Raw genomic sequence first — 19715 nt, forward strand, 5'->3', positions numbered from 1 at the left:
CGCCCTTAGCGGCGGTCGCCCATGAACTGCAGCAGGAACATGAACAGGTTGATGAAGTCGAGATAGAGGCGCAGCGCGCCCATGATCGCCTTGCGGCCGGCGACGTCGGCGACGTCACCTTCGAAATACATCTCCTTGATCTTCTGCGTGTCGTAGGCGGTCAGGCCGGCGAAGACCAGCACGCCAATCGCCGAGATGGCGAAAGCGAGCGCCGACGACTGCAGGAAGATGTTGATCAGCATCGCGATCAGCAAGCCGATCACGCCCATGATCAGGAACGAGCCGAACGCCGACAGGTCGCGCCTGGTCGTGTAGCCGTAGAGCGACAGGCCGCCAAAGGCCGCGGCCGTGGCGAAGAAGGTCTGGGTAATGCTGGTGCCGGTATAGACGAGGAAGATCGTCGACAGCGACAGGCCGACAAGGCCGGCATAGACCCAGAACGTGGCCTGAGCCGCGCCCACGCTCATCGACTGGATGCGGAACGACAGGAACATTACGGCGGCGAGCGGCGCCAGGATGACGACCCAGCGGAACGCGCTTGCATAGATCAGCTGGCCGAAAGCGGTCAGCTGGCCGTCGCCGGTGATGGCGAGCTGGAAGGCGCCCCAGGCGGCAAGGCCGGTAATGAGCAGGCCAAGCCCCATGAGGTTGTAGACTTTGATCATGTAGGCGCGCAGGCCCTGATCGATATCGACGCGCACGCCGGGGGCGGCGGACGTCTGGTAGTTGCGAATGGGATCAGCCATTGGAAATCCTCTGTTGCTTCTGCCCCGTCCGGTGACAGGTCATTCGAGACCAGGCGCCGCTGGCGGGGCTCCAGCATGCCTGCGCAAAATATGAGCGTTCTCGACGTCAAGAACAAGACGGTAACGAGGCGCAACGCTTCGTGAGAAAGGAAAAGGCCGGTTTTCGGGTCTTCCGGGCGTCCTTCTTACAAAAATTTAACCGGGCTTACACAGGTTTAAGCGGGCGGGTGGCTCTCGGCCCCCTCCGTCAAAGGTTGCGCAGCACCGGCGCCGCCTTGTGGCCGAGCACCCGCCATGTGCCGGCAAGGCCGATGCCGACGGTGACAGCCAGCGAAACCAGGATCGTCGCCACCGCGACCTGTGGCATAAAATGCGACGGCAGCGTCATGATATGCGCGACCACGAACCAGGCGGCGATGCCGCCGGCGGCAAGCGCGAACAGCGCGGTCGCAAGGCCGATCAGCACATATTCCAGCGAGAAAGCCGCAATCAGCGTTCGTCGCGTCGCGCCGAGCGTCTTCAGCACCACAGCGTCGTGGATGCGCGCCCGGTTGCCGGCGGCCAAAGCGCCGGAGAGCACCAGCACTGAGGCGATCAGCGCCACGCCGGCGGCTGCGCGGATCGCCGCACCCAATTGCGCGACCAGCCGGTTGACGATGTCGAGCGCATCCTTGACGCGCACCGTCGTCACAGCCGGAAAGGCGCGGGTGACGGCGTTGAGCAGCCTTGCATCGTCGGCCGCGGTGGCTTGTTTGTCGGTCAGTGTCGCCAGCCAGCCATGCGGCGCCCCGGCAAAGGTGTTGGGCGAAAACACCATGACGAAGTTGATGCCCATCGTCTCCCACTCGACCTGGCGGAAATTCGCGATCCTCGCGGTGACGTTGCGTCCAAGCACATTGACGGTGACGGTGTCGCCGAGCTTCAGCCCGATCGCCTTGCCCTCCTCGGCCGAGAACGACACCAGCGGCTCGCCGGAATAGTCCTGCGGCCACCACGCGCCTTCGGTCAGCGTCGCATTTTCCGGCTGCTTCGCGTCATAGGTCAGGCCGCGGTCGCCGCGCAGCACCCAGGCGCCGTCGGCCGGGATCTTCAGCTTGTCGACGTCGACGCCGTTGAGCGCCATGATGCGCCCGCGCAGCATCGGCACCTTGACCAGCGTTCCCCGCGGCGACTCCTTGCCGACAAGGCCGGCGAAGGCATCGACGTCGCTGCTCTGGATGTCGACGAAGAAGAAGTTCGGCGCCCGCTCCGGCAGGCTGCCGGAGATCTGCCGCCTGAGATTCCCATCGATCAGCGCCAGGGTGACGAGAAGCGTCAGCCCGAGGCCGAGCGACAGCACTACCGAGGGCGTCAGCGCGCCGGGACGGTGGATGTTGCCGAGCGCCAGCCGCAGCGAGACGGAGCGTACACGCGGGCTCTTTTTTGCCGCCCACTGCACCAGCGCGGCCACCAGCCGCAGCACCAGGAAGGCGAAGACCGTGGCGCCGACGAAGATCGAGGCGATGCGGTAGTCGTTGGCCGAAAGGATCGCCAACGCCGCCAGCGCCAGCACGATCGCGAGCGCCGCGCCCGTATAGGGCAGGCGCGGCAGGCCCCGGCTTTCAAAGCCCATTTCGCGGAACAGCGCGGTTGCCGGCACGTCGCGGGCGCGGCCGAGCGGCAAAAGCGCGAAGGCCAGCGTCACCAGCAGGCCGAACAGCGCGGCAAGGGCCAGCGCGCCGGGATAGAAGCCGCCTTGCGCCGGCACGGGGATGACCGACTGCAGAAGCGCGCTCGCCACGAACGGCATCGCGGCGCCGACGATAAGCCCGAGCACGATGCCGAGGCCCGCAATCAACAGGATCTGCACCAGATAGACGGTGAAGACGAAGCCGCCCGAGGCGCCGAGGCTCTTGAAGGTGGCGATGACGCCGCGTTTGCCGTCGAGATAGGCGCGCACGGCGTTCGCCACGCCGACGCCGCCGACCACCAGCGCCGTCAGCCCGACGAGCGTCAGGAATTGCGAGAAGCGCTCGATATTGGCGGAGAGCGCGGGGGCGGCGTTGCTGCGCGTGCGGATCGACCAGCCGGCCTGCGGGAAATCCTTCGCGGCTTGAGCCTGGATGTCCTTGATCCGCGCCTCGGACGTGCCGTCGGGCAGGCGCACCTTATAGGCGTTCTCGACCAGGCTGCCGGGTTGCACCAGGCCGGATGCGGCAAGGCCCTGGCGCGAAATCATCAGCCGCGGCGCGAAACCGAAACCGTCCGACACCGCATCCGGCTCGCTGACCAGCCTCGCCCGCAACTCGAAAGTGGCGCTGCCGAGTTTCAACTTGTCGCCGATGTGAAGATTGAGCCGGTCGAACAACAGGTCGGGCGCGGCGGCGCCGAACACGTCGGACCGTTCGCCGAACAATTGGTCCTTCGGCAGCGCCGGATCAGTTTCCAGAGCGCCGAAGAGCGGATAGGCGTCGTCGACGGCCTTTGCCTCGACCAGCGCCTGGTCCGAGCCGTCCTCCAGCCGCGCCATCGAGCGCATGCCGGAATTGAGCGAGACAGTGCCGAGGCCCTTGATGAAGCCGAGCTCCGCATCGGAAGCGCTGCGCTGGTTGACCTGGAAGCGCAAATCGCCGCCAAGCAGCGTCTGGCCCTGATTGGCGACGCCGGCCGAGATCGCCTGCGCCACCGAATTGACGCCGCCGATCGCCGCGACGCCCAGCGCGATGCAGCCGAGGAAGATCATGAAGCCGGACAGTCCGCCGCGCATCTCGCGCAGCGAGAAGCGGATGGCAAGCTTCAGGGTTCGAAGCCGGGCGGCCGCCATGCCTCTATGCCGTCACTTTGAGCAAAGGCGCATCCTCGATCCGCCCCGAACGCATCGAGACCTGGCGCGCACAACGCCCGGCCAGCGCCGGATCATGCGTCACCAGCACCAGCGTCATGCCGCGCTCCGCCGCCTTGGCGAACAGGAGATCGGCGATCTGCTTTCCCGTCACCTGGTCGAGGTTGCCGGTCGGCTCGTCGGCGATGAGGATGCGCGGCGACGGCGCCAGCGCCCGCGCGATCGCCACGCGCTGCTGCTCGCCGCCGGAAAGCTCTCCCGGATAATGCGTCACGCGGTCGCTCAGGCCGACCGCCGCGAGCTCCCGCGCGGCCACCCCGAACGGATCAGTATGGCCGGCGAGCTCCAGCGGCACGGCGACATTTTCCAGCGCCGTCATGTTGGGGATGAGATGGAAGGATTGGAACACGATGCCGATGTTTCGCCCCCGAAACGAAGCAATCTGATCCTCGCTTTTGTTATTGATCAGCTCGCCGGCGATCCGGACGGTGCCCGAATCGACTCTTTCCAGCCCGGCAAGGACCATCAGCAGCGTGGACTTGCCGGAGCCCGACGGACCGACAATGCCGGTGGCTTCGCCGGCCGCCACGTCGAGGCTCACACCCTTCAGCACATGGACGGAGGACGCGCCCTCGCCGAGCGTCAGCGATACGTCCCTCAGCGCGATGACGGCTTCTGTCACAATGAAAGTGCCCTATATGTGAAAAAAGGAGACGGTCTGTGTCTCCTTCGTTGGGTTGTTTCGGTCATATGGGGCTCGCCGCATGGCATTCAAACACCGTTCTGCCGCAGCCCTCATCCTTTTCCTCGCCCTTTGCGGCGCCATTTCGCCGGCGCGCGCCGCCACCTTCACCATCGTCGGCTTCGGCGACAGCCTGATGGCTGGCTTTAGCCTTGGCCCCGGCCAGGGTTTCACCGACAGGCTGCAAGCGGCTCTGAAGGCAAAGGGCCTCGACGTCGCCGTCGCCAATGCCGGCGTGTCGGGCGACACATCGAGCGGCGGGCTGGCGCGGCTCGACTGGTCGGTGCCGGACGGCACAAGGCTGGTGATCCTCGAGCTCGGCGCCAACGACATGCTGCGCGGCGTCTCGCCTGAGATCGCCGAAAAGAACCTCGACGCGATGCTGGGCAAGCTGAAGCAGCGCAACATCCCGGCGCTTCTCGCCGGCATGCGCGCCGCGCCCAATCTCGGCGCCGATTACCAGAAAGCCTTCGATGCCATCTATCCGCGGCTTGCCGAAAAATACCGCGTTCCGCTCTATCCGTTCTTTCTCGACGGCGTCGCCGGCCATCCCGACCGCCAGCTCGAAGACGGCCTGCACCCCAATCCCAAGGGGGTCGATGTCATGGTTGAGCGCATCATGCCTGTTGTGGAAAAGGCGATCGCCGACAATGGGGGGCCATCATGAGTCCGTAATGCCACGCTTTCCGCTGGGGAAACTTTGTGGACAACAAACCGCTTGCCCCGCGCCAATATCGATGATTCGCTAGGAACGAGAGTTTCGATTCGAGGACAGGAGGCTTTACATGCCACGTCTTTTCACCGCCCTCGAAATTCCGCGTGATGCCGCACTCTCTTTGTCCCTGCTCCGCGGCGGGCTGCCCGGAGCGCGCTGGATCGATGTCGAAAACTACCACCTGACGCTGCGCTTCATCGGTGATGTCGAGGGCCATGTCGCCGACGAAATCGCCAACGCCCTCGACAGGGTCGACCGCCCCTCTTTCCAGATGACGCTCTCCGGGGTCGGCGCCTTCGGCGGCAAGAAGCCGCATGCGGTGTGGGCCGGCGTGTCGGCCTCGCCCGACCTGACGGCGCTGCAGGGCGAGATCGACCGCATCTGCCAGCGGCTCGGCCTGCCGGCCGACCCACGCAAGTTTTCGCCGCATGTGACGCTGGCGCGGCTGCGCAATGGGAGCCCGCTCGATGTCGCGCAATATCTTTCGGCGCGCGGCAATTTCGCGGCATTGCCCTTCCGCGTCGGCCGCTTCGTCCTGATGTCGTCGCGCGATTCGGTCGGCGGCGGCCCCTACATCGTCGAGGAAGCCTGGCCGCTGGTCGGCGAAGCGCTGGCCCCAAGCCGCTTCGCCAGCGCATCCGACGCCTCGCGGATCATGCGGTAGACCGAGGCGAAGGCCTCGGCGCCGTCGTAATAGGGATCGGGAACGTCCACGGCCTTTCCCGTGGCAAAATCCAGATAGAGATGGATGCGGTCGTGCGCGGCCTGCGGCGCCAGCGCCTTGAGGTCGCGCACATTCGCCCGGTCCATGCCGAGAATCAGGTCGTACCGCGAAAAATCCTCCGGCAGCACCTTGCGCGCCCGCTGCCCTGAAATGTCGACGCCGTGCCTTGCCGCCACAGCGATCGAGCGCCGGTCCGGCTCCTGGCCGGCATGCCAGCCGCCCGTCCCGGCCGAATCGATCACCAGACCCTGGTCTTTGCCTTGCTCGGTCAGGACGGCGCGGAACACGCCCTCGGCCAGCGGCGAGCGGCAGATGTTGCCAAGGCAGACGAACAGAATGGATTTTATGGGCTTTGCGCTCATCGATCCGGCGCTATGGTTGGATCATCTGCGAATAGCACAGGGACCGGACATGAACAGGGAAAAACTCAATAAGGAAGCGATCGTCGCCGCGCTTGCGGAGCTTAAGGGCTGGTCGCTCGCCGCCGACGGCGCCTCCATCAAGCGCAGCTTCGTCTTCAAGAATTTCTCCGAGGCCTTTGCCTTCATGACGCGCGTGGCGCTGGCGGCCGAAAAGATGGACCATCACCCGGACTGGTCGAATGTCTACAAGACCGTCGACGTGACGCTGAACACGCATGACGCGGGCGGCGTCACGGCGCTCGATATCGAGCTCGCCAAGCGGATGAACGTGTATTTCGGCTGAGAGCGAGCGGACTTCGTCACTCCAGGGCGGAGCAAGGAGCGAAGCGACGCGCGTAGACCCTGGAATCCATTCCGTGACCTACGAGCGTCGCGGCGGTGCAGATCATGGCGAACGTTCGCGATTGGCCAAAGCCTCTCAACCTCGTCATCCACGGGCGAAGCGACGCGAAGCGGAGCGCAGACCCGAGGATCCATTCCGTGACCTTGGCCATTCCGTGATCTTGGCCGAGGAATGCAGCGAAGCAGGATTCTGCACCGTAAGCAGCCTGGCTTCGTCATTCCAGGGCGGAGCAAGGAGCGAAGCGACATTCCGTGACCTTTGCCGAGAATTGCAGCGGAGCAGAATTCTGCACCGTGAGCGGCGCTCGTATGTCACGGAATGGATCCTCGGGTCTGCGCGCGTCGCTTCGCTCCTTGCTCCGCCCGTGGATGACGATCGGAGGGATGCCTTGGCCAACCACCACACTGAGGCGATTGCCACGCTGGTTATTGTTGCGAGTTCGATTTTCAGGTCGGCGCGCCTCCTAAACTCTTGTAGCCGCCTCCCGCTTTCACCACATTTTCCCGCGGCGAGCCGCCCGCAACGATGCACGCGACCGCCAAGGAGCGATTGATGGCGCAAGGTACCGGTTTCGATTTCTTCGGCTTCGGCGACAAGCTCGCCGGCGAAGGCGAGGTCCGCGAAAAATTCTGGCGCACCGCCAAGAAGGCGGCGCGGCAGATTCCGTTCATGGACGAGGTTGTCGCCGCCTATTATTGCGCCATGGACAGGGACACGCCGTTGCGCGCCAAGGCCACCCTGCTCGGCGCGCTCGGCTATTTCGTCCTGCCGTTCGATTTCATTCCCGATTTCGTCGTCGGCCTCGGCTTCACCGACGACCTTGCCGTGCTGACCGCGGCGATCACCGCCGTCAGCGCGCATATCACGCCTGCCCACAGACAGGCCGCCAAAGCCGCGCTGGCGGACAAGAGCTGATCCCGGCTCGCTTCAGGCCCGCAAATCGGCGCGGACGAAAAGACAAACTCTTGCCGTTTTCGTGGCATCCAACTCCGCGCCGGGACGTCGCGCCGGCATCAATCCACGATGGCGGCTCGGATGGTGGCGGTTTCCTGGGGTGGGTTCCTTTTCTTCAAGGACAATTCACCGTTTGGTAACCCTGATTAAATCAAAATGAAGCGACGGCAGGACGCCACGCGGCCCGCCTCCGCTCCATTTGGAATACGGGAAGAACGATGCGCGGATTGATTGCTATAGTTTCCTGCCTGGTCCTGGCGGCCTCGGCGGCGCCGGCGTTGGCGCAGCAGGCGACCAAGATCGGCCAGCACAATGCCTGGGGCACCTACAGCTATCAGTCGGCCGCCGGCAAGGTCTGCTATGTGCTGACCGTGCCCACCGACAAGCAGCCGCCGTCGCTCGACCATGGCGACATGTTCTTCTTCGTCAGCCAGCGTCCCGGACAGCAAGTCTCCTACGAGCCGCAGTTCATCGCGGGCTACAACTTCCAGGAAGGCTCGAAGGCCACCGTCACCATCGACAAGAAGAGCTTCTCGATGTTCACCCGCGGCAAGTCGGCCTGGGTCGAGAACGCGGCGGAAGAGCCGGTGCTGATCGCCGCCATGAAGACCGGTTCCGACATGAAGGTGCAGGCCAAGTCCGGCCGCGGCAATCCAACTTCCTACGTCTTCTCGCTGAAAGGCATCTCGGCCGCGCTGGCCTCGATCGCCAAGTGCAAATAGGCGGGAACCGCATTCGAACCTGACGCAAGGCCGGACATCATGCCCGGCCTTTTGCTTGGGCTGGCGCTCAGCCCTGCGCCGGCTCTGGCTGCGCCCTGCGCCGCCGGATCGCCTCGGCGATGAAGACGCGCGACAGCGCATGGTAGAGCGGCTCGTTGGAGATCAGCCGCGCCGTGCCGTAGCCCAGCATCGACGCGCACATCAGCGCGATCACATTGTCGTGGTTGCCGGTCATCTCGAGAATGATGACGAAGGCCGTCATCGGCGCCTGCACGACGCCAGCGAAATAGCCGGCCATGCCGAGCAGCGCCGCCGTGCCGGTGGCCGTGCCGAAGACCAGGCCGAGCGTGCTGCCCAGCCCCGCGCCCACCGCCAGCGACGGCGCGAAGAGGCCGCCGGGAATGCCCGACACCATCGACAAGAGGCCGGCTGCGAACTTCTCGACGAAGAAGAAGGCCGGCAGCGGCGTGCCTTCGATCGCGCCGCGCGCCTGCACATAACCGGTGCCGAAGGTCGATCCTCCGGAGGCGATGCCGATCGCGGCGACGACCAGGCCGCAGACAGCCGCCACGACCAGCGTGCGCGGCAGCGGCTGCAGCGCGTTCCAGCGCCGGATGCGGCGCATGACTTTCAGCGCCGAGAGCGAGAACAGCGCGCCGACACCGCCGCCGATGATTCCGCAGGCGAGCACCAGCGGCCAGTCCGTGGCGAAGGCGACCGTGTCCCTGGCGACGCCGAAATAGGTGTAGTTGCCGAGCAGCCCGAGCGAGGCGAGGCCAGCCAGGATCACCGCCGTCAGCACCAGCCCGTTGGTGCGCGCCTCGTAGGCCCGGCCCATTTCCTCGATGGCGAAGACGATGCCGGCAAGCGGCGTGTTGAAGGCAGCGGCGATGCCGGCGGCGGAGCCTGCCAGGATCAGGCCGCGCGCCTGCGCCATCCCGCCCCAGCGCGCCGCCTGCAGCATCAGCGAAGCACCGACCTGCACTGTCGGGCCTTCGCGCCCGATCGAGGCGCCGCAGGCGAGGCCGACGATGGTGAGCGCGATCTTGCCCACCACCAGCCTCAGCGACAGGATCCGGCTGCGGTCTTCCTCGTCGCGCAGATGCCGCGCCGCGATCGCCTGCGGAATGCCGCTGCCTTGCGAGCCCGGAAAGAAGGAATGCGCGAGCCAGGCGCAAAGGACGAAACCGAGCGGCGCCACGACGAGCGGCAGATAGAAGCGCCAGCCGCCGTCATTGCCCGTCATGAGATGGAACAGGGCCTGCGCCCGGTCGGCGAGCAGGGCGAACAGGACGCTGATCAGGCCGATCGAGATGGCGCCGGCCCAGAAGACGAGGCGCGGCTGCCAGACGCGCCGCGACATCCACATGGCGTGGGAACGCCGCAGCATGCGGTATTTTCGGGATATGCCGGCCATGACCGTCCTCGTGATGGTTACCCGCCCTAGCACACTCGCCGGGTCGATCAACCCGCGAGGGCGAGCCCGACGCCATGTCAGTCAGGTCGAGGAGCAGTGCTCAAGGGGACGTTGCCGGATGGCGGATACCCCGCCGGCACACCGGCCGGCGGGGAGGTCGGCACGCAGGATCGGCGATGTCACATCGCCATTTTTTCACATTCGGCCTGGGCCTTCTTGGTCGACGTGTCGACCATGTAGGCCTTGCCCTTGGCGTCGGTGATCATCATCATGCAATGCTTGATCGGCTTGGCCATCTTCATCATCTCGGCGCTCATCTTGGCGTCCGGCATCATGGTGCCCATGTGGCCGTCCGGCATGATCGCGGTGACCTGTCCGCCCTTCATCATCGTCATGGCGCCCATCGTATCCTCGGCAAGGGCCTGCGAGGCGCAAAGACCGGCGAGGCCGGCAATGAGTGCGAACTTGATCGAGTGCATTTGAACAACTCCCATTGTTGAGGGGCATGGTCGCCCCTTTCAGGTTCGCGGATGCGCTTCGATTGGTTACGCCAACACGAAGATGTGATCTGTTTTCAAGGGCCATCGCCAGTCGCGGCCTTCTCCCCCTGTGGGAGAAGGTGGATCGGCGCGCAGCGCCGAGACGGATGAGGGGTGTTCCAGTGAACACCAACGCCTCACTCCGCTGGAGCACCCCTCATCCGACCGAGCTTCGCTCGGCCACCTTCTCCCACAATGGGAGAAGGAAAGCGGGGCGCATGACTCCGGCGCCGGGCTGTGCTATGCGCCGCGCTTCCTGGCGGCCGATGCTGAAATCGGCCGCAAATCGCTTATATTGGCGCCACCATGACCATTTCGCTTGATCTTACCGCCGAAGGCGCACGTGATGCCTTGCGCCGCGCAGCGCCGGCCGAGAAGCCGTCGCTGATCGGCCTGACCCGTGCCGAGCTCGGCGAGGCGCTTGTCGGCGCCGGCATCGTGCCCGAGCGCCAGGCAAAAATGCGCGCGCAGCAGCTCTGGCACTGGATGTATGTGCGCGGCGTTTCCGACTTCGCCCATATGTTCAACATCTCCAAGGACCTGCGCGCCGAGCTCGACAAGCATTTCACCGTCGCCCGGCCCGAAATCGTCGAGGAGCAGATCTCTGCCGACGGCACGCGCAAATGGCTGTTCCGCTTTCCGCCGCGCGGCGCCGGCCGGCCCGTTGAGATCGAGACCGTCTACATTCCCGAGGAAGGCCGCGGCACGCTCTGCATCTCCTCCCAGGTCGGCTGCACCCTGACCTGCTCCTTCTGCCACACCGGCACGCAGAAGCTGGTGCGCAACCTCACAGCCGAGGAGATCCTTGCCCAGCTGCTCACCGCGCGCGACCGCCTCGGCGACTTCCCCGACCGCGACACGCCGGACGGCGCCATCGTGCCGGCCGAGGGCCGCAAGGTATCCAACATCGTCATGATGGGCATGGGCGAGCCGCTCTATAATTTCGAGGCGGTGAAGAAGGCGCTGCTGATCGCCTCCGACGGCGACGGGCTGTCGCTGTCGAAGCGGCGGATCACGCTTTCGACCTCCGGCGTGGTGCCGGAAATCTTCCGCACTGGCGAGGAGATCGGCGTGATGTTGGCGATCTCGCTGCACGCCACCAATGACGACCTGCGCGACCTGCTGGTGCCGATCAACAAGAAGTTCCCGCTGAAGGAACTGATCGCCGCCTGCAAGGCTTATCCCGGCCTCTCCAATGCCAAGCGCATCACCTTCGAATATGTGATGCTGAAGGATGTCAACGATTCCCTCGACGACGCCAAGGCGCTGGTCAAGCTGCTCAAAGGCATTCCGGCCAAGATCAACCTGATCCCGTTCAACCCGTGGCCGGGCACCAACTACCAGTGCTCGGACTGGGAAACGATCGAAAAGTTTGCCGACTATATAAACAATGCCGGCTATGCTTCGCCGATCCGCACCCCGCGCGGCCGCGATATCCTCGCCGCCTGCGGCCAGCTGAAGTCGGAGTCCGAGCGCATGCGCAAGGTTGACCGGCTGGCGCTCGAAGCCATGATGATCGCGGGACACGGCGAGGCGTGAGGCGCATCATCGCCTACCTCATTCGCTTCGCCGTCATCCTGATCGGCTATGTCGTCGGCTCGCTGGCGGCGAGCGCCTTCCTCAACATCCTGGTCCTGGCGCATCTGGGCTACACCCCGGCCGATCCGGAGCCGACGGCGACCGCCTCGCTCTATTTCTCGGTGCCTTTCGTGGCGCTGTTCGTCGCCTATTTCGCCTTCATGCCGGCGGCGGTCGTCATTTTGACCGCCGAAGTGCTCGGCCGGCGCGACTGGCTGTTCTACGCGCTGGGCGGCGCCGTCATCGCACTCGTTTTCCTCGGCTTCGTGCACAATGGGGGCGACGCCGATTTCGATGTCACCGAAACCAATGCCAGATTGGCGGTGATCGGCGCCGGCATGGTCGGCGGCATCTTCTATTGGCTCTCCGCCGGCCGCTGGGCCGGAAGCTGGCGCCGTGAGGCGCTGCTCGACCTGGAGCGGTAGGCTGCTCCCGGATCAACTGAGCCAAACTCCGGCTTGACCCCGGTTCGATGCTCCCGCATCACTGGACCATGCCGAAGATGCCGCAACCGGGCGCCAAGCCCCTCGTCACGCCCCTTGCAGCACAGGGATTGAGACCCGTCTTTGTCGACCGCTGGAGCGACAAGATCCGAATCCGCACGCTCAGGCCGGCGGATGTGACACCCGAGATCGCAGCTTGGCTAGCCGATCCCGCCGTCATGGAAGGATTGAACGCGCCGCAAAAAGCGATGGGCCTCGATGCCTTCCGGGCCTATGTCGCCAGCTTCGATAATCTGAAGCGCAATCTCATGACGATCCTCGGTCTGCCAGACGGCCAGCCGCTCGGCCTGGCCGTCATGGAGGTCGATCTCCGGCACCGGCTCGGCTCGTTGCACTTGATTATCGGCGATCCGGAGAACCGGGGTAGGAATGTTGCCTTTGAGGCATCTGCCGTTCTGCTCAGGCATTTCTTTCGCGAGCGAAAGCTCGAGAAGGTGACCTTTCAGCCGCTGGCGCGTAACGCCGCGGCTATCGCCGTGTGCGAACGTTTCGGATTGCGGCTGGAAGGCACGTTGCGGGCTCATCGCATAGATGGCCGGACCGGCAAGCGCCTCGACCAGATGCTCTACGCGCTGACATTGGAAGAATATGACGAACGCGTTCGCGCCTTGGAGGCGGCCGGCATGGTTCGACCCTTCGCCGGCCCAGGTCTCCCGACCCAAAAACTGCCCTAAAAACGGTACGCTACGCCGAATTTTACTGTATCGAGGGACGGTCGGAAGCTCGCGCCAGCCGTGCCACCCGGCCCAGGTTCGATCTTGTCGAATGCGTAGTGGAGGTATTCCCCTTTCAAGGACCAGTTCGGCGCGAGTGCATACTCCGCGCCCAAGCCGATCACGCCGCCCACCTTCACGCCTGAAAAATCCGCAGTTGACCCGACTGGCGCAAAAATGGAACGGTCATAGGAAGTTGCCTGAAAATGCCCGGCAGCCACGCCGCCGGTGACATAGGCAAGGAGTTGGTCGGTCGGCGTGTAACCGGCTCTCAGCCTCGCCGTCGCGACCCAGTCGACGTCGTAAGTATAGGCTTCGCCCTTGCCGAGAAGGTCTAGGTGGCCGAATTTTGTGTCGTGCATGCCGACGAAATCGAAATCGCCGGCGACGCCGTAAACGAAGTCCCCGCTCTGCCAATCGTGCCCGGCATAGATGCCGCCGAGATAACCATCCTTTTGATGGCTGCCGTCGAAGTTTGTCGTGTCGGCATCGAAATCGACGGAGGAGTGGGCATAGCCGCCCTCCACGCCGACATAAGATCCCGACCAGTTATAGGTCGCCTCCTGCGCGCTGGCCTCGCAGACCAGCCCGATCACGGCAACGGATGCCAAGAGTAAGCTCTTCATTAGTCCCCCAATATGCCCTAGCGAATCTTCTAGGTGGGCAGAATCCTGGGGGCAAGGGCAGCAATGCAACAGCGCCGGCGAATTTTACGCGATGGCTAACGCCCTACTTCGCCTGCGCGGTCAGGATCTTGAGCGCGAAGGCCGAGAACACGCCGCCGAACAGATAGTCGACCACGCGCGTCACCCGCGGGCTTGCCTTCATCGCCGCCGAAAATTTCTCCGCCGCCAGCACCATCGGCGCCGTCACCGGGATCGACAGCACGATGAACATCACGCCGAGGAAGAGCAGTTTTCCGGACGCGTTCGGATCGTGCGCGGACACGAATTGCGGCAGGAAGGTCATGAAGAACAGGATGATCTTGGGGTTGAGCAGGTTGACCCCGAGCCCGGCCGCCCAGCTGCGGAACAGCGAAACCTGCGGTCCCGTCCTCTTCTCCGGCGAGAAGGCCGAGCCTTTCGTCACCGCTTGAAAAGCCAGGAACACCAGATAGCCGGCGCCAAAAATCTTCAAGACGAAGAAGGCCATCGGCGAGGCGACGATCAGCGCCGAGATGCCGACCACCACCAGCGTGGTGTGGATCAGCGTGCCGCAGAGCGCGCCGGCCATGGAGGCGAAGCCGGTGGCGCGGCCCTGGCTCAGCGTGCGCGACACGAACAGCGTCATGTCCGGCCCAGGCGTGATCGCCAGGATGACGGTGGCGATGGCGAACTGGATGAGCGTCGAAGTGTCGGGAATGAAGGACATGGAAGGCCCGGTGTCGTGATGGTTTGCGAGTTTATAACGCGGCTGCCCCAGTCGCGCCAGCCGCGGCGATGGGGTTCTCCTGCTCACCTTCGTCTCTTGCGCCGCCCGGAAAGGCCGTGATACCTCGCCCGCGAAGCTATTTTCCCGCGGAACCGCCAAAATGTCCAAGTTCAAGAACGTCAAGAAAGTCGTGCTCTCCTATTCCGGGGGCCTCGACACCTCCATCATCCTGAAATGGTTGCAGACCGAGCTCGGCGCCGAGGTCATTACCTTCACCGCCGATCTCGGCCAGGGTGAAGAACTCGAGCCGGCGCGCCGCAAGGCCGAGATGATGGGCATCAAGGACATCCGCATCGTCGACGTGCGCGAAGAATTCGTCGCCGACTTCGTCTTCCCGATGTTCCGCGCCAACACCGTCTATGAAGGCACCTACCTGCTCGGCACCTCGATCGCTCGGCCGCTGATCTCCAAGCATCTGATCGAGATCGCCAGGGAAACCGGCGCCGACGCCATTGCCCATGGCGCCACCGGCAAGGGCAACGACCAGGTCCGCTTCGAGCTTTCGGCCTATGCTCTGAACCCCGACATCAAGGTCATCGCGCCGTGGCGCGACTGGTCGTTCAAGTCGCGCACCGACCTTCTCAACTTCGCCGAGCAGCATCAGATCCCGGTGCCGAAGGACAAGCGCGGCGACGCCCCGTTCTCGGTCGACGCCAACCTCCTGCACTCCTCATCCGAGGGCAAGGTGCTGGAGGATCCGTGGAGCGAGCCGCCGGAATTCGTGCATCAGCGCACCGTCTCGCCGATGGATGCGCCCGATGTCGTCACCGAGATCGAGATCGAGTTCCTCAAGGGCGATCCTGTCGCGCTCAACGGCAAGAAGCTGTCGCCGGCCACCATGCTGGCGGCGCTCAACGACCTCGGCCGCGACAACGGCATCGGCCGGCTCGATCTGGTCGAGAACCGTTTTGTGGGCATGAAGTCGCGCGGCGTCTACGAGACGCCCGGCGGCACCATCCTGATCGCCGCCCACCGCGCGATCGAATCGATCACGCTCGACCGGGGCGCCGCTCACCTCAAGGACGAGCTCATGCCACGCTATGCCGAGCTCATCTACAACGGCTTCTGGTTCTCGCCTGAGCGCGTCATGCTGCAGGCGATGATCGACAAGAGCCAGGAAGACGTCGAAGGCACGGTGCGGCTGAAGCTCTACAAGGGCAATGTCATCGTCACCGGCCGCAAGTCGAAGAAGACACTCTACTCGGATGCGCTGGTCACCTTCGAGGACGACCGCGGCGCCTACGACCAGAAGGATGCCGAGGGTTTTATCCGGCTGAACGGGCTGCGCCTCAGGACGCTCGCGGCAAGGAACCGTCGCTGAAATTGCGGATCTCCCCTACGGGTGAGATGTCCTGTGGGGCAGAGGGGGTGCTGTCCCGCCAACCTGTCCTTCGTCATTCTAGGGCGGAGCAAGGAGCGAAGCGACGCGCGAAGACCCTAGAATCCATGCCGTGACGGTTGAGAGCTACCACGGCTCAGAACGCTCACCAGCCAACCCCGCGAAACAGCTCGAACCATTCCGGATTGGTCTTCTCGATCAGTTCAATCTTCCATTGCCGTGGCCACCGCTTCAGTGACGTCTCACGCTGAATGGCATCGGTGATGTCGAAATATTCTTCGTACCAGACCAGACGCTGCACGCCGTAGCGGCTGGTAAAGCCGGAGCCTTGGCCGGACTTATGCTCAGGCATCCGGCGAGCAAGGTCGTTGGTGACACCGATATAGATCGTGCCCCCTTTCTGGCTAGCAGTCATGTAGACATAGCCGGTCATCTGGCGATCCTAGCTGGCGCAGCCATCGGCGCCTATTCTGGACCGCAGCATTCTAGGGCCAATGCCACGGCATGGATTCTAGGGTCTGCGCGCGTCGCTCCGCTCCTTGCTCCGCCCTAGAATGACGAAGCACAGGTCGCTCCGCGAGGCCCCAAGGCGCCCCGAGGGAAGTGATCCCCATTTTCCCGGCTTTCGCCAATCTCCACAAACAAAAAAGCCCGGCTCTTGGCCGAGCTTTTCCGTGGAATGACGACCTCGATCAATCCGCGTCAATCGCCTCGGCGATACGAGCGATGGCTTGCTGGTAGACGCTGGCCGAGTTCCAGCCCGCGATCGCGCCCATATTGGCCTCGTAGCTCGCGCCGGCCTGCCAGCCATGCGCCTTGAGATAGTTGGCGGTGGAAGCCAGCGCCGTATTGCGGTCGCGCAGGTTGCCGCTGCCGACGCCATATTTCAGCACGTTTCCGGGCAGGAACTGGGTGTGGCCGATCTCGCCATGCATGGCGCCAACCGACGAGGCGCTCAGCGCGCCGCGATCGACCAGCTTCAGCGCCGCGATGGCGTGCGGGGTGAAATAGTCCGGGCGGCGGCAGTCATAGGCGAGCGTCAGGATGGCCGACACCGTGTTCTGGTTGCCCATCGAGGCGCCGAAGCCGGTTTCCATGCCCCAGATGGCGAGCAGCACGCCCGGCGGCACGCCATAGGTCCGCTCGATATCGGCGAACATCGCCGCGTTGGCCTTCTTCAGCGCGCGGCCTCTCGAGATGATCGCGGACGCCCCGCGGCGTTTCATGAAAGCCTCCACCGAGCCGCTGAAAGCCTTGTGGATGGCGCGATCGGCCGAAATCGTCCTTGTCGCGTAGGTCGCCCCCTCCAGCGCCGAAAGCCCCCTTTGGCCGACGCCGTTGGCCTTGGCCTCGGCGGCAAAGTCCTGCTTCCAGGCGTCGAATCCGGCGCCGTTCTTGCCGCAGCTGGCCGCGGCTTCGGCGCCTGTCGCCAGCCCCAGCATTGTCACCACCGCCGCGGCGGCCGCGAAAATTCTTCTTTTGGCAAAAAATGCCATGTCCTTCTCCTGGTTGCCTTGAATCACGTCCCGGCTGCGAATTTGGCAGCGAAACGCCCGGTTGTCACCGTCCTCGCAGGGGGACATGACACCCGACACTGGCGAAAGAAGGGCAATAGCCTGCGATCGGCCATCAGGTGTGGGGCCTGCCTCATGAAAGCCGTTGATGTCGTGATCATTGGCGCCGGTCCGGCGGGACGTGCCGCGGCTAAAGAGCTCACGCCCTTTTGACCGGAAACCCGAGAAATCATGGAACAATTCGTGAGCGGCCGAAAGGCGCTTTAACCGGAACGCATAAGCCTTGGTTTCGTTTCCGACCGCGAGGGAGCGTGGAAAAACGGAGTGAAAACATGAAACGCGTACTGTTTCCGGCGCTTGCCGGCGCGCTGTTCGCCATGTCGGGCACGGCCTTGGCCGACACTGCCGTCTCGGCGGTGGCCGATCTCAATGTGCGCGCCGGCCCCGGCCCGCAATATCCCGTGATTGGCGTGCTGGCCGCCGGCCAGTCGGCAACGCTCACCGGCTGTATCGCGAACAGCAAATGGTGCACGATCGCCGAAGCGGGCGGCAATGGCTGGGTCTATTCCGACTATGTGACGGGCGATTTCGGCGGCAGCCGCGTCGTGCTGACACGCCGGCCGGCCAATGCCGGCATCGCCGTCGTGTCGCCGCCGACCGATAACATCTACACCACGGACAGCTACACCGGCGCCATCGTTCCCGGCGACGATGCCATCGAGTCGATCGGCAGACCGCCGGCCGAGGTCGGCACCTATGTCACCACGCACCGGGTCGACCCGGTCTATCTCGAGGGCGAGGTGGTGACCGGAGCCACGCTGCCCGACACGGTCGAGCTGCGCGAGATCCCCGATTACCGGTATCGCTATGTCTATGTGAACAACCAGCCGGCGCTGGTCGACCCCGGCACGCGGCGCATCGTCTATGTGATGCGCTGATCGGGCTTGATCGTCGTCAGACGAGCGGCCGCCGGCGATGGCGGCCGTTTCTTTTCCGTGCTGACGGCTCAGCCGGCTTGCCTGCGTTCAATGCACACGTTTGGGATTGGCCGAAGCGTCCGAACTTCGTCATCCACGGGCGGAGCGGAAGCGAAGCGGACGCGTAGACCCGAGGATCCATTCCGTGACCCCGGCCGAAGAGCGCAGCGGGGCAGAATTCTGCACTGTGGCAACGCTCGGAAGTAACGGAATGGATCCTCGGGTCTGCCGCGTCGCTTCGCTCCTTGCTCCGCCCGTGGATGACGACGAGATGGGCGTTCCAGCTAATCTCCTACCGTCGTGATCGCGCGTTAGTGTTCCGTGGTACGAATTTGATGTTCGTGCCCTCAACGCGATCCAGTCAGTCCCGGCTAAAGCAAGGTAATCGCGCGGTAACCACCGACCTCCTACACAATACAGCCGAAAGCCTTCGGCAGGGGAGCCGCGTGACGATCGAAAATGCCGCCTTCGAGCGCTATCGCCGCTCGCCGAACGAAAAGACCAATTTGCTGCGGCTGTTCTTCGGCACGGCAATCGTCATTGCCTTCTGGATGGCGGCGACGGCCATCGTGCTGTTTGCCGGCACCTATGTCTACATCGTCTGGCGCCTGCCCGGCCCCTCGACCGGGCAGTATATGCAGGACTTCCTGGCATCGCCCGTCGGCATCCTCAGCGCGCTGAGCTCCTTTGCCGGCATCTGGATCGGCCTGTGGGTGGCGATGCGCTTGCTGCATGGCGAGCCGCTGTCGGCTCTCTTTGGCGTTACCCGCCGCATCGCTGGCGGCGATTTTCTCAAGGGCATGGTCGCGGTGCTGATCACCTCGCTATTCTCCGAGGTGCTGCTCTATTGGCTGCAGCCGGAGATCGCGCGCGGACCGATCGCCCTCTCGTCTTGGCTGCTCTTCCTGGCGCCGATCGCGCTGCTCGCATTCCTGCAGACCTCGTCGGAGGAAATGCTGTTTCGCGGCTATCTGCTGCGCGCCCTCGCTCGTCGCTACAGGAGTCCTCTGGTCTGGGCGGTGCTGCCGGGCCTGCTGTTCACGTCGCTGCACTGGAATACGGCCTCGACGCTGGCCATCAATGCCAGTGTCTTCATCTCGATCGGCACATTCGCCCTGCTGCTCACGCTCCTGGTCTATGTCACCGGCAATTTCGGCGCCGGCTTCGGCGCCCATCTCGGCAACAACTTGACCGGCTTCCTGCTGATCTCGCACCAGGAGACCTACAATTCCTTCGCGCTGCTCAATGCCAAGCCTCTCGAAGGCCCCGGCTGGACCAATCTGGACGCCGTTCTCATCGCCGCGATCGGCGTCGTCAGCACGCTTGTGACGATGCTGCTGCTTTTGCACCGGCGCTCGCCGCTTAGAGTCGGGGCGACCCGGCAAAGTCCGCTATGAGACGCCCCAAATGGCGGCGTTTTGGCCGGGATTCCAGCATAGTTTCTTGACGCATGTCGTTGCCGCAAAACCGCTGCGCACTTTTGCGCGACATGCGTTGGCCTTGACTCCGCGGCCG

General features: G+C 64.3%; 21 protein-coding genes. 11 read left to right on the plus strand and 10 right to left on the minus strand.

What is annotated here, in order from left to right; all coding sequences use genetic code 11:
- Positions 1-5: 5 nt before the first annotated feature.
- The 3 genes from LB515_RS21210 to LB515_RS21220 all read right to left on the minus strand — a co-directional run bounded on the left by LB515_RS21210 (position 6) and on the right by LB515_RS21220 (position 4249).
- On the minus strand, positions 6-746 hold the full coding sequence (locus tag LB515_RS21210) for a Bax inhibitor-1/YccA family protein (protein ID WP_095769993.1): 741 nt from the start codon (positions 744-746) through the stop codon (positions 6-8).
- Positions 747-993: 247 nt separating this feature from the next.
- Complete coding sequence (locus LB515_RS21215) at positions 994-3549, minus strand: ABC transporter permease (protein WP_224708861.1); 2556 nt, start codon at positions 3547-3549, stop codon at positions 994-996.
- Positions 3550-3553: 4 nt separating this feature from the next.
- A complete protein-coding gene (locus LB515_RS21220; RefSeq protein ID WP_224708862.1) occupies positions 3554-4249 on the minus strand; it encodes an ABC transporter ATP-binding protein in 696 nt (231 codons plus the stop codon).
- A gap of 82 nt (positions 4250-4331) precedes the next feature.
- Here LB515_RS21220 and LB515_RS21225 point away from each other — a divergent pair, with 82 nt between their 5' ends.
- Positions 4332-4976 carry an arylesterase gene (locus tag LB515_RS21225; protein WP_224638168.1) on the plus strand — a complete coding sequence of 215 codons (645 nt, stop codon included), beginning with the start codon at positions 4332-4334 and terminating at the stop codon, positions 4974-4976.
- A gap of 118 nt (positions 4977-5094) precedes the next feature.
- The gene (gene thpR, locus LB515_RS21230) at positions 5095-5688 is read left to right on the plus strand and encodes an RNA 2',3'-cyclic phosphodiesterase (RefSeq protein ID WP_095769997.1); all 594 of its coding nucleotides are present in this window, start codon (positions 5095-5097) and stop codon (positions 5686-5688) included.
- Here thpR and LB515_RS21235 read toward each other — a convergent pair.
- Positions 5595-6110, minus strand: coding sequence for a low molecular weight protein-tyrosine-phosphatase (locus LB515_RS21235; protein WP_224549610.1), 516 nt, complete (start codon positions 6108-6110; stop codon positions 5595-5597). The two genes, thpR and LB515_RS21235, sit on opposite strands and share 94 nt — an antisense overlap.
- Before the next feature lie 49 nt (positions 6111-6159).
- Between LB515_RS21235 and LB515_RS21240 the strand changes: the two genes are divergently transcribed.
- The 3 genes from LB515_RS21240 to LB515_RS21250 all read left to right on the plus strand — a co-directional run bounded on the left by LB515_RS21240 (position 6160) and on the right by LB515_RS21250 (position 8189).
- Entirely contained in the window at positions 6160-6453 is a 294-nt protein-coding gene (locus LB515_RS21240) for a 4a-hydroxytetrahydrobiopterin dehydratase (RefSeq protein ID WP_224638169.1), read from the plus strand.
- A gap of 612 nt (positions 6454-7065) precedes the next feature.
- The gene (locus LB515_RS21245) at positions 7066-7428 is read left to right on the plus strand and encodes a YkvA family protein (protein ID WP_224638170.1); all 363 of its coding nucleotides are present in this window, start codon (positions 7066-7068) and stop codon (positions 7426-7428) included.
- Positions 7429-7685: 257 nt separating this feature from the next.
- Complete coding sequence (locus LB515_RS21250; protein ID WP_224638171.1) at positions 7686-8189, plus strand: invasion associated locus B family protein; 504 nt, start codon at positions 7686-7688, stop codon at positions 8187-8189.
- 67 nt (positions 8190-8256) lie between these two features.
- On the opposite strand, the gene LB515_RS21255 is transcribed toward LB515_RS21250, so the two are convergent.
- Positions 8257-9606, minus strand: coding sequence for a chloride channel protein (locus tag LB515_RS21255; protein ID WP_224708863.1), 1350 nt, complete (start codon positions 9604-9606; stop codon positions 8257-8259).
- A gap of 179 nt (positions 9607-9785) precedes the next feature.
- Entirely contained in the window at positions 9786-10085 is a 300-nt protein-coding gene (locus LB515_RS21260) for a hypothetical protein (RefSeq protein WP_140546497.1), read from the minus strand.
- Positions 10086-10451: 366 nt separating this feature from the next.
- Between LB515_RS21260 and rlmN the strand changes: the two genes are divergently transcribed.
- From rlmN to LB515_RS21275, 3 genes are all read left to right on the plus strand, one after another.
- A complete protein-coding gene (gene rlmN / locus LB515_RS21265) occupies positions 10452-11684 on the plus strand; it encodes a 23S rRNA (adenine(2503)-C(2))-methyltransferase RlmN (RefSeq protein ID WP_224532681.1) in 1233 nt (410 codons plus the stop codon).
- Complete coding sequence (locus LB515_RS21270; RefSeq protein ID WP_224708864.1) at positions 11681-12148, plus strand: hypothetical protein; 468 nt, start codon at positions 11681-11683, stop codon at positions 12146-12148. Before rlmN ends, LB515_RS21270 begins: the two co-directional genes overlap by 4 nt.
- Positions 12149-12276: 128 nt before the next feature.
- Positions 12277-12900 (plus strand): GNAT family N-acetyltransferase, encoded by a 624-nt coding sequence (locus LB515_RS21275; RefSeq protein ID WP_224708865.1) that lies wholly within the window; start codon positions 12277-12279, stop codon positions 12898-12900.
- Here LB515_RS21275 and LB515_RS21280 read toward each other — a convergent pair.
- Entirely contained in the window at positions 12897-13550 is a 654-nt protein-coding gene (locus tag LB515_RS21280) for an outer membrane protein (protein ID WP_224708866.1), read from the minus strand. The two genes, LB515_RS21275 and LB515_RS21280, sit on opposite strands and share 4 nt — an antisense overlap.
- Positions 13551-13668: 118 nt before the next feature.
- Complete coding sequence (locus tag LB515_RS21285; protein WP_224708892.1) at positions 13669-14310, minus strand: LysE family translocator; 642 nt, start codon at positions 14308-14310, stop codon at positions 13669-13671.
- A 160-nt stretch (positions 14311-14470) separates the two neighbouring features.
- Here LB515_RS21285 and LB515_RS21290 point away from each other — a divergent pair, with 160 nt between their 5' ends.
- Entirely contained in the window at positions 14471-15691 is a 1221-nt protein-coding gene (locus tag LB515_RS21290) for an argininosuccinate synthase (RefSeq protein WP_224708867.1), read from the plus strand.
- Positions 15692-15854: 163 nt separating this feature from the next.
- Here LB515_RS21290 and LB515_RS21295 read toward each other — a convergent pair whose 3' ends face one another.
- Entirely contained in the window at positions 15855-16142 is a 288-nt protein-coding gene (locus LB515_RS21295; RefSeq protein WP_224708868.1) for a GIY-YIG nuclease family protein, read from the minus strand.
- Positions 16143-16401: 259 nt separating this feature from the next.
- Positions 16402-17205 (minus strand): lytic transglycosylase domain-containing protein, encoded by an 804-nt coding sequence (locus LB515_RS21300; protein WP_224708869.1) that lies wholly within the window; start codon positions 17203-17205, stop codon positions 16402-16404.
- A gap of 350 nt (positions 17206-17555) precedes the next feature.
- Here LB515_RS21300 and LB515_RS21305 point away from each other — a divergent pair, with 350 nt between their 5' ends.
- Both LB515_RS21305 and LB515_RS21310 read left to right on the plus strand, forming a co-directional pair.
- Complete coding sequence (locus LB515_RS21305; RefSeq protein WP_095770009.1) at positions 17556-18161, plus strand: DUF1236 domain-containing protein; 606 nt, start codon at positions 17556-17558, stop codon at positions 18159-18161.
- 485 nt (positions 18162-18646) lie between these two features.
- Positions 18647-19597, plus strand: coding sequence for a CPBP family intramembrane glutamic endopeptidase (locus tag LB515_RS21310; RefSeq protein WP_224708870.1), 951 nt, complete (start codon positions 18647-18649; stop codon positions 19595-19597).
- Positions 19598-19715: the final 118 nt, after the last annotated feature.

Origin of the sequence: Mesorhizobium sp. CA15 (genome assembly GCF_020165215.1) — a bacterium.
Lineage (GTDB): Bacteria > Pseudomonadota > Alphaproteobacteria > Rhizobiales > Rhizobiaceae > Mesorhizobium.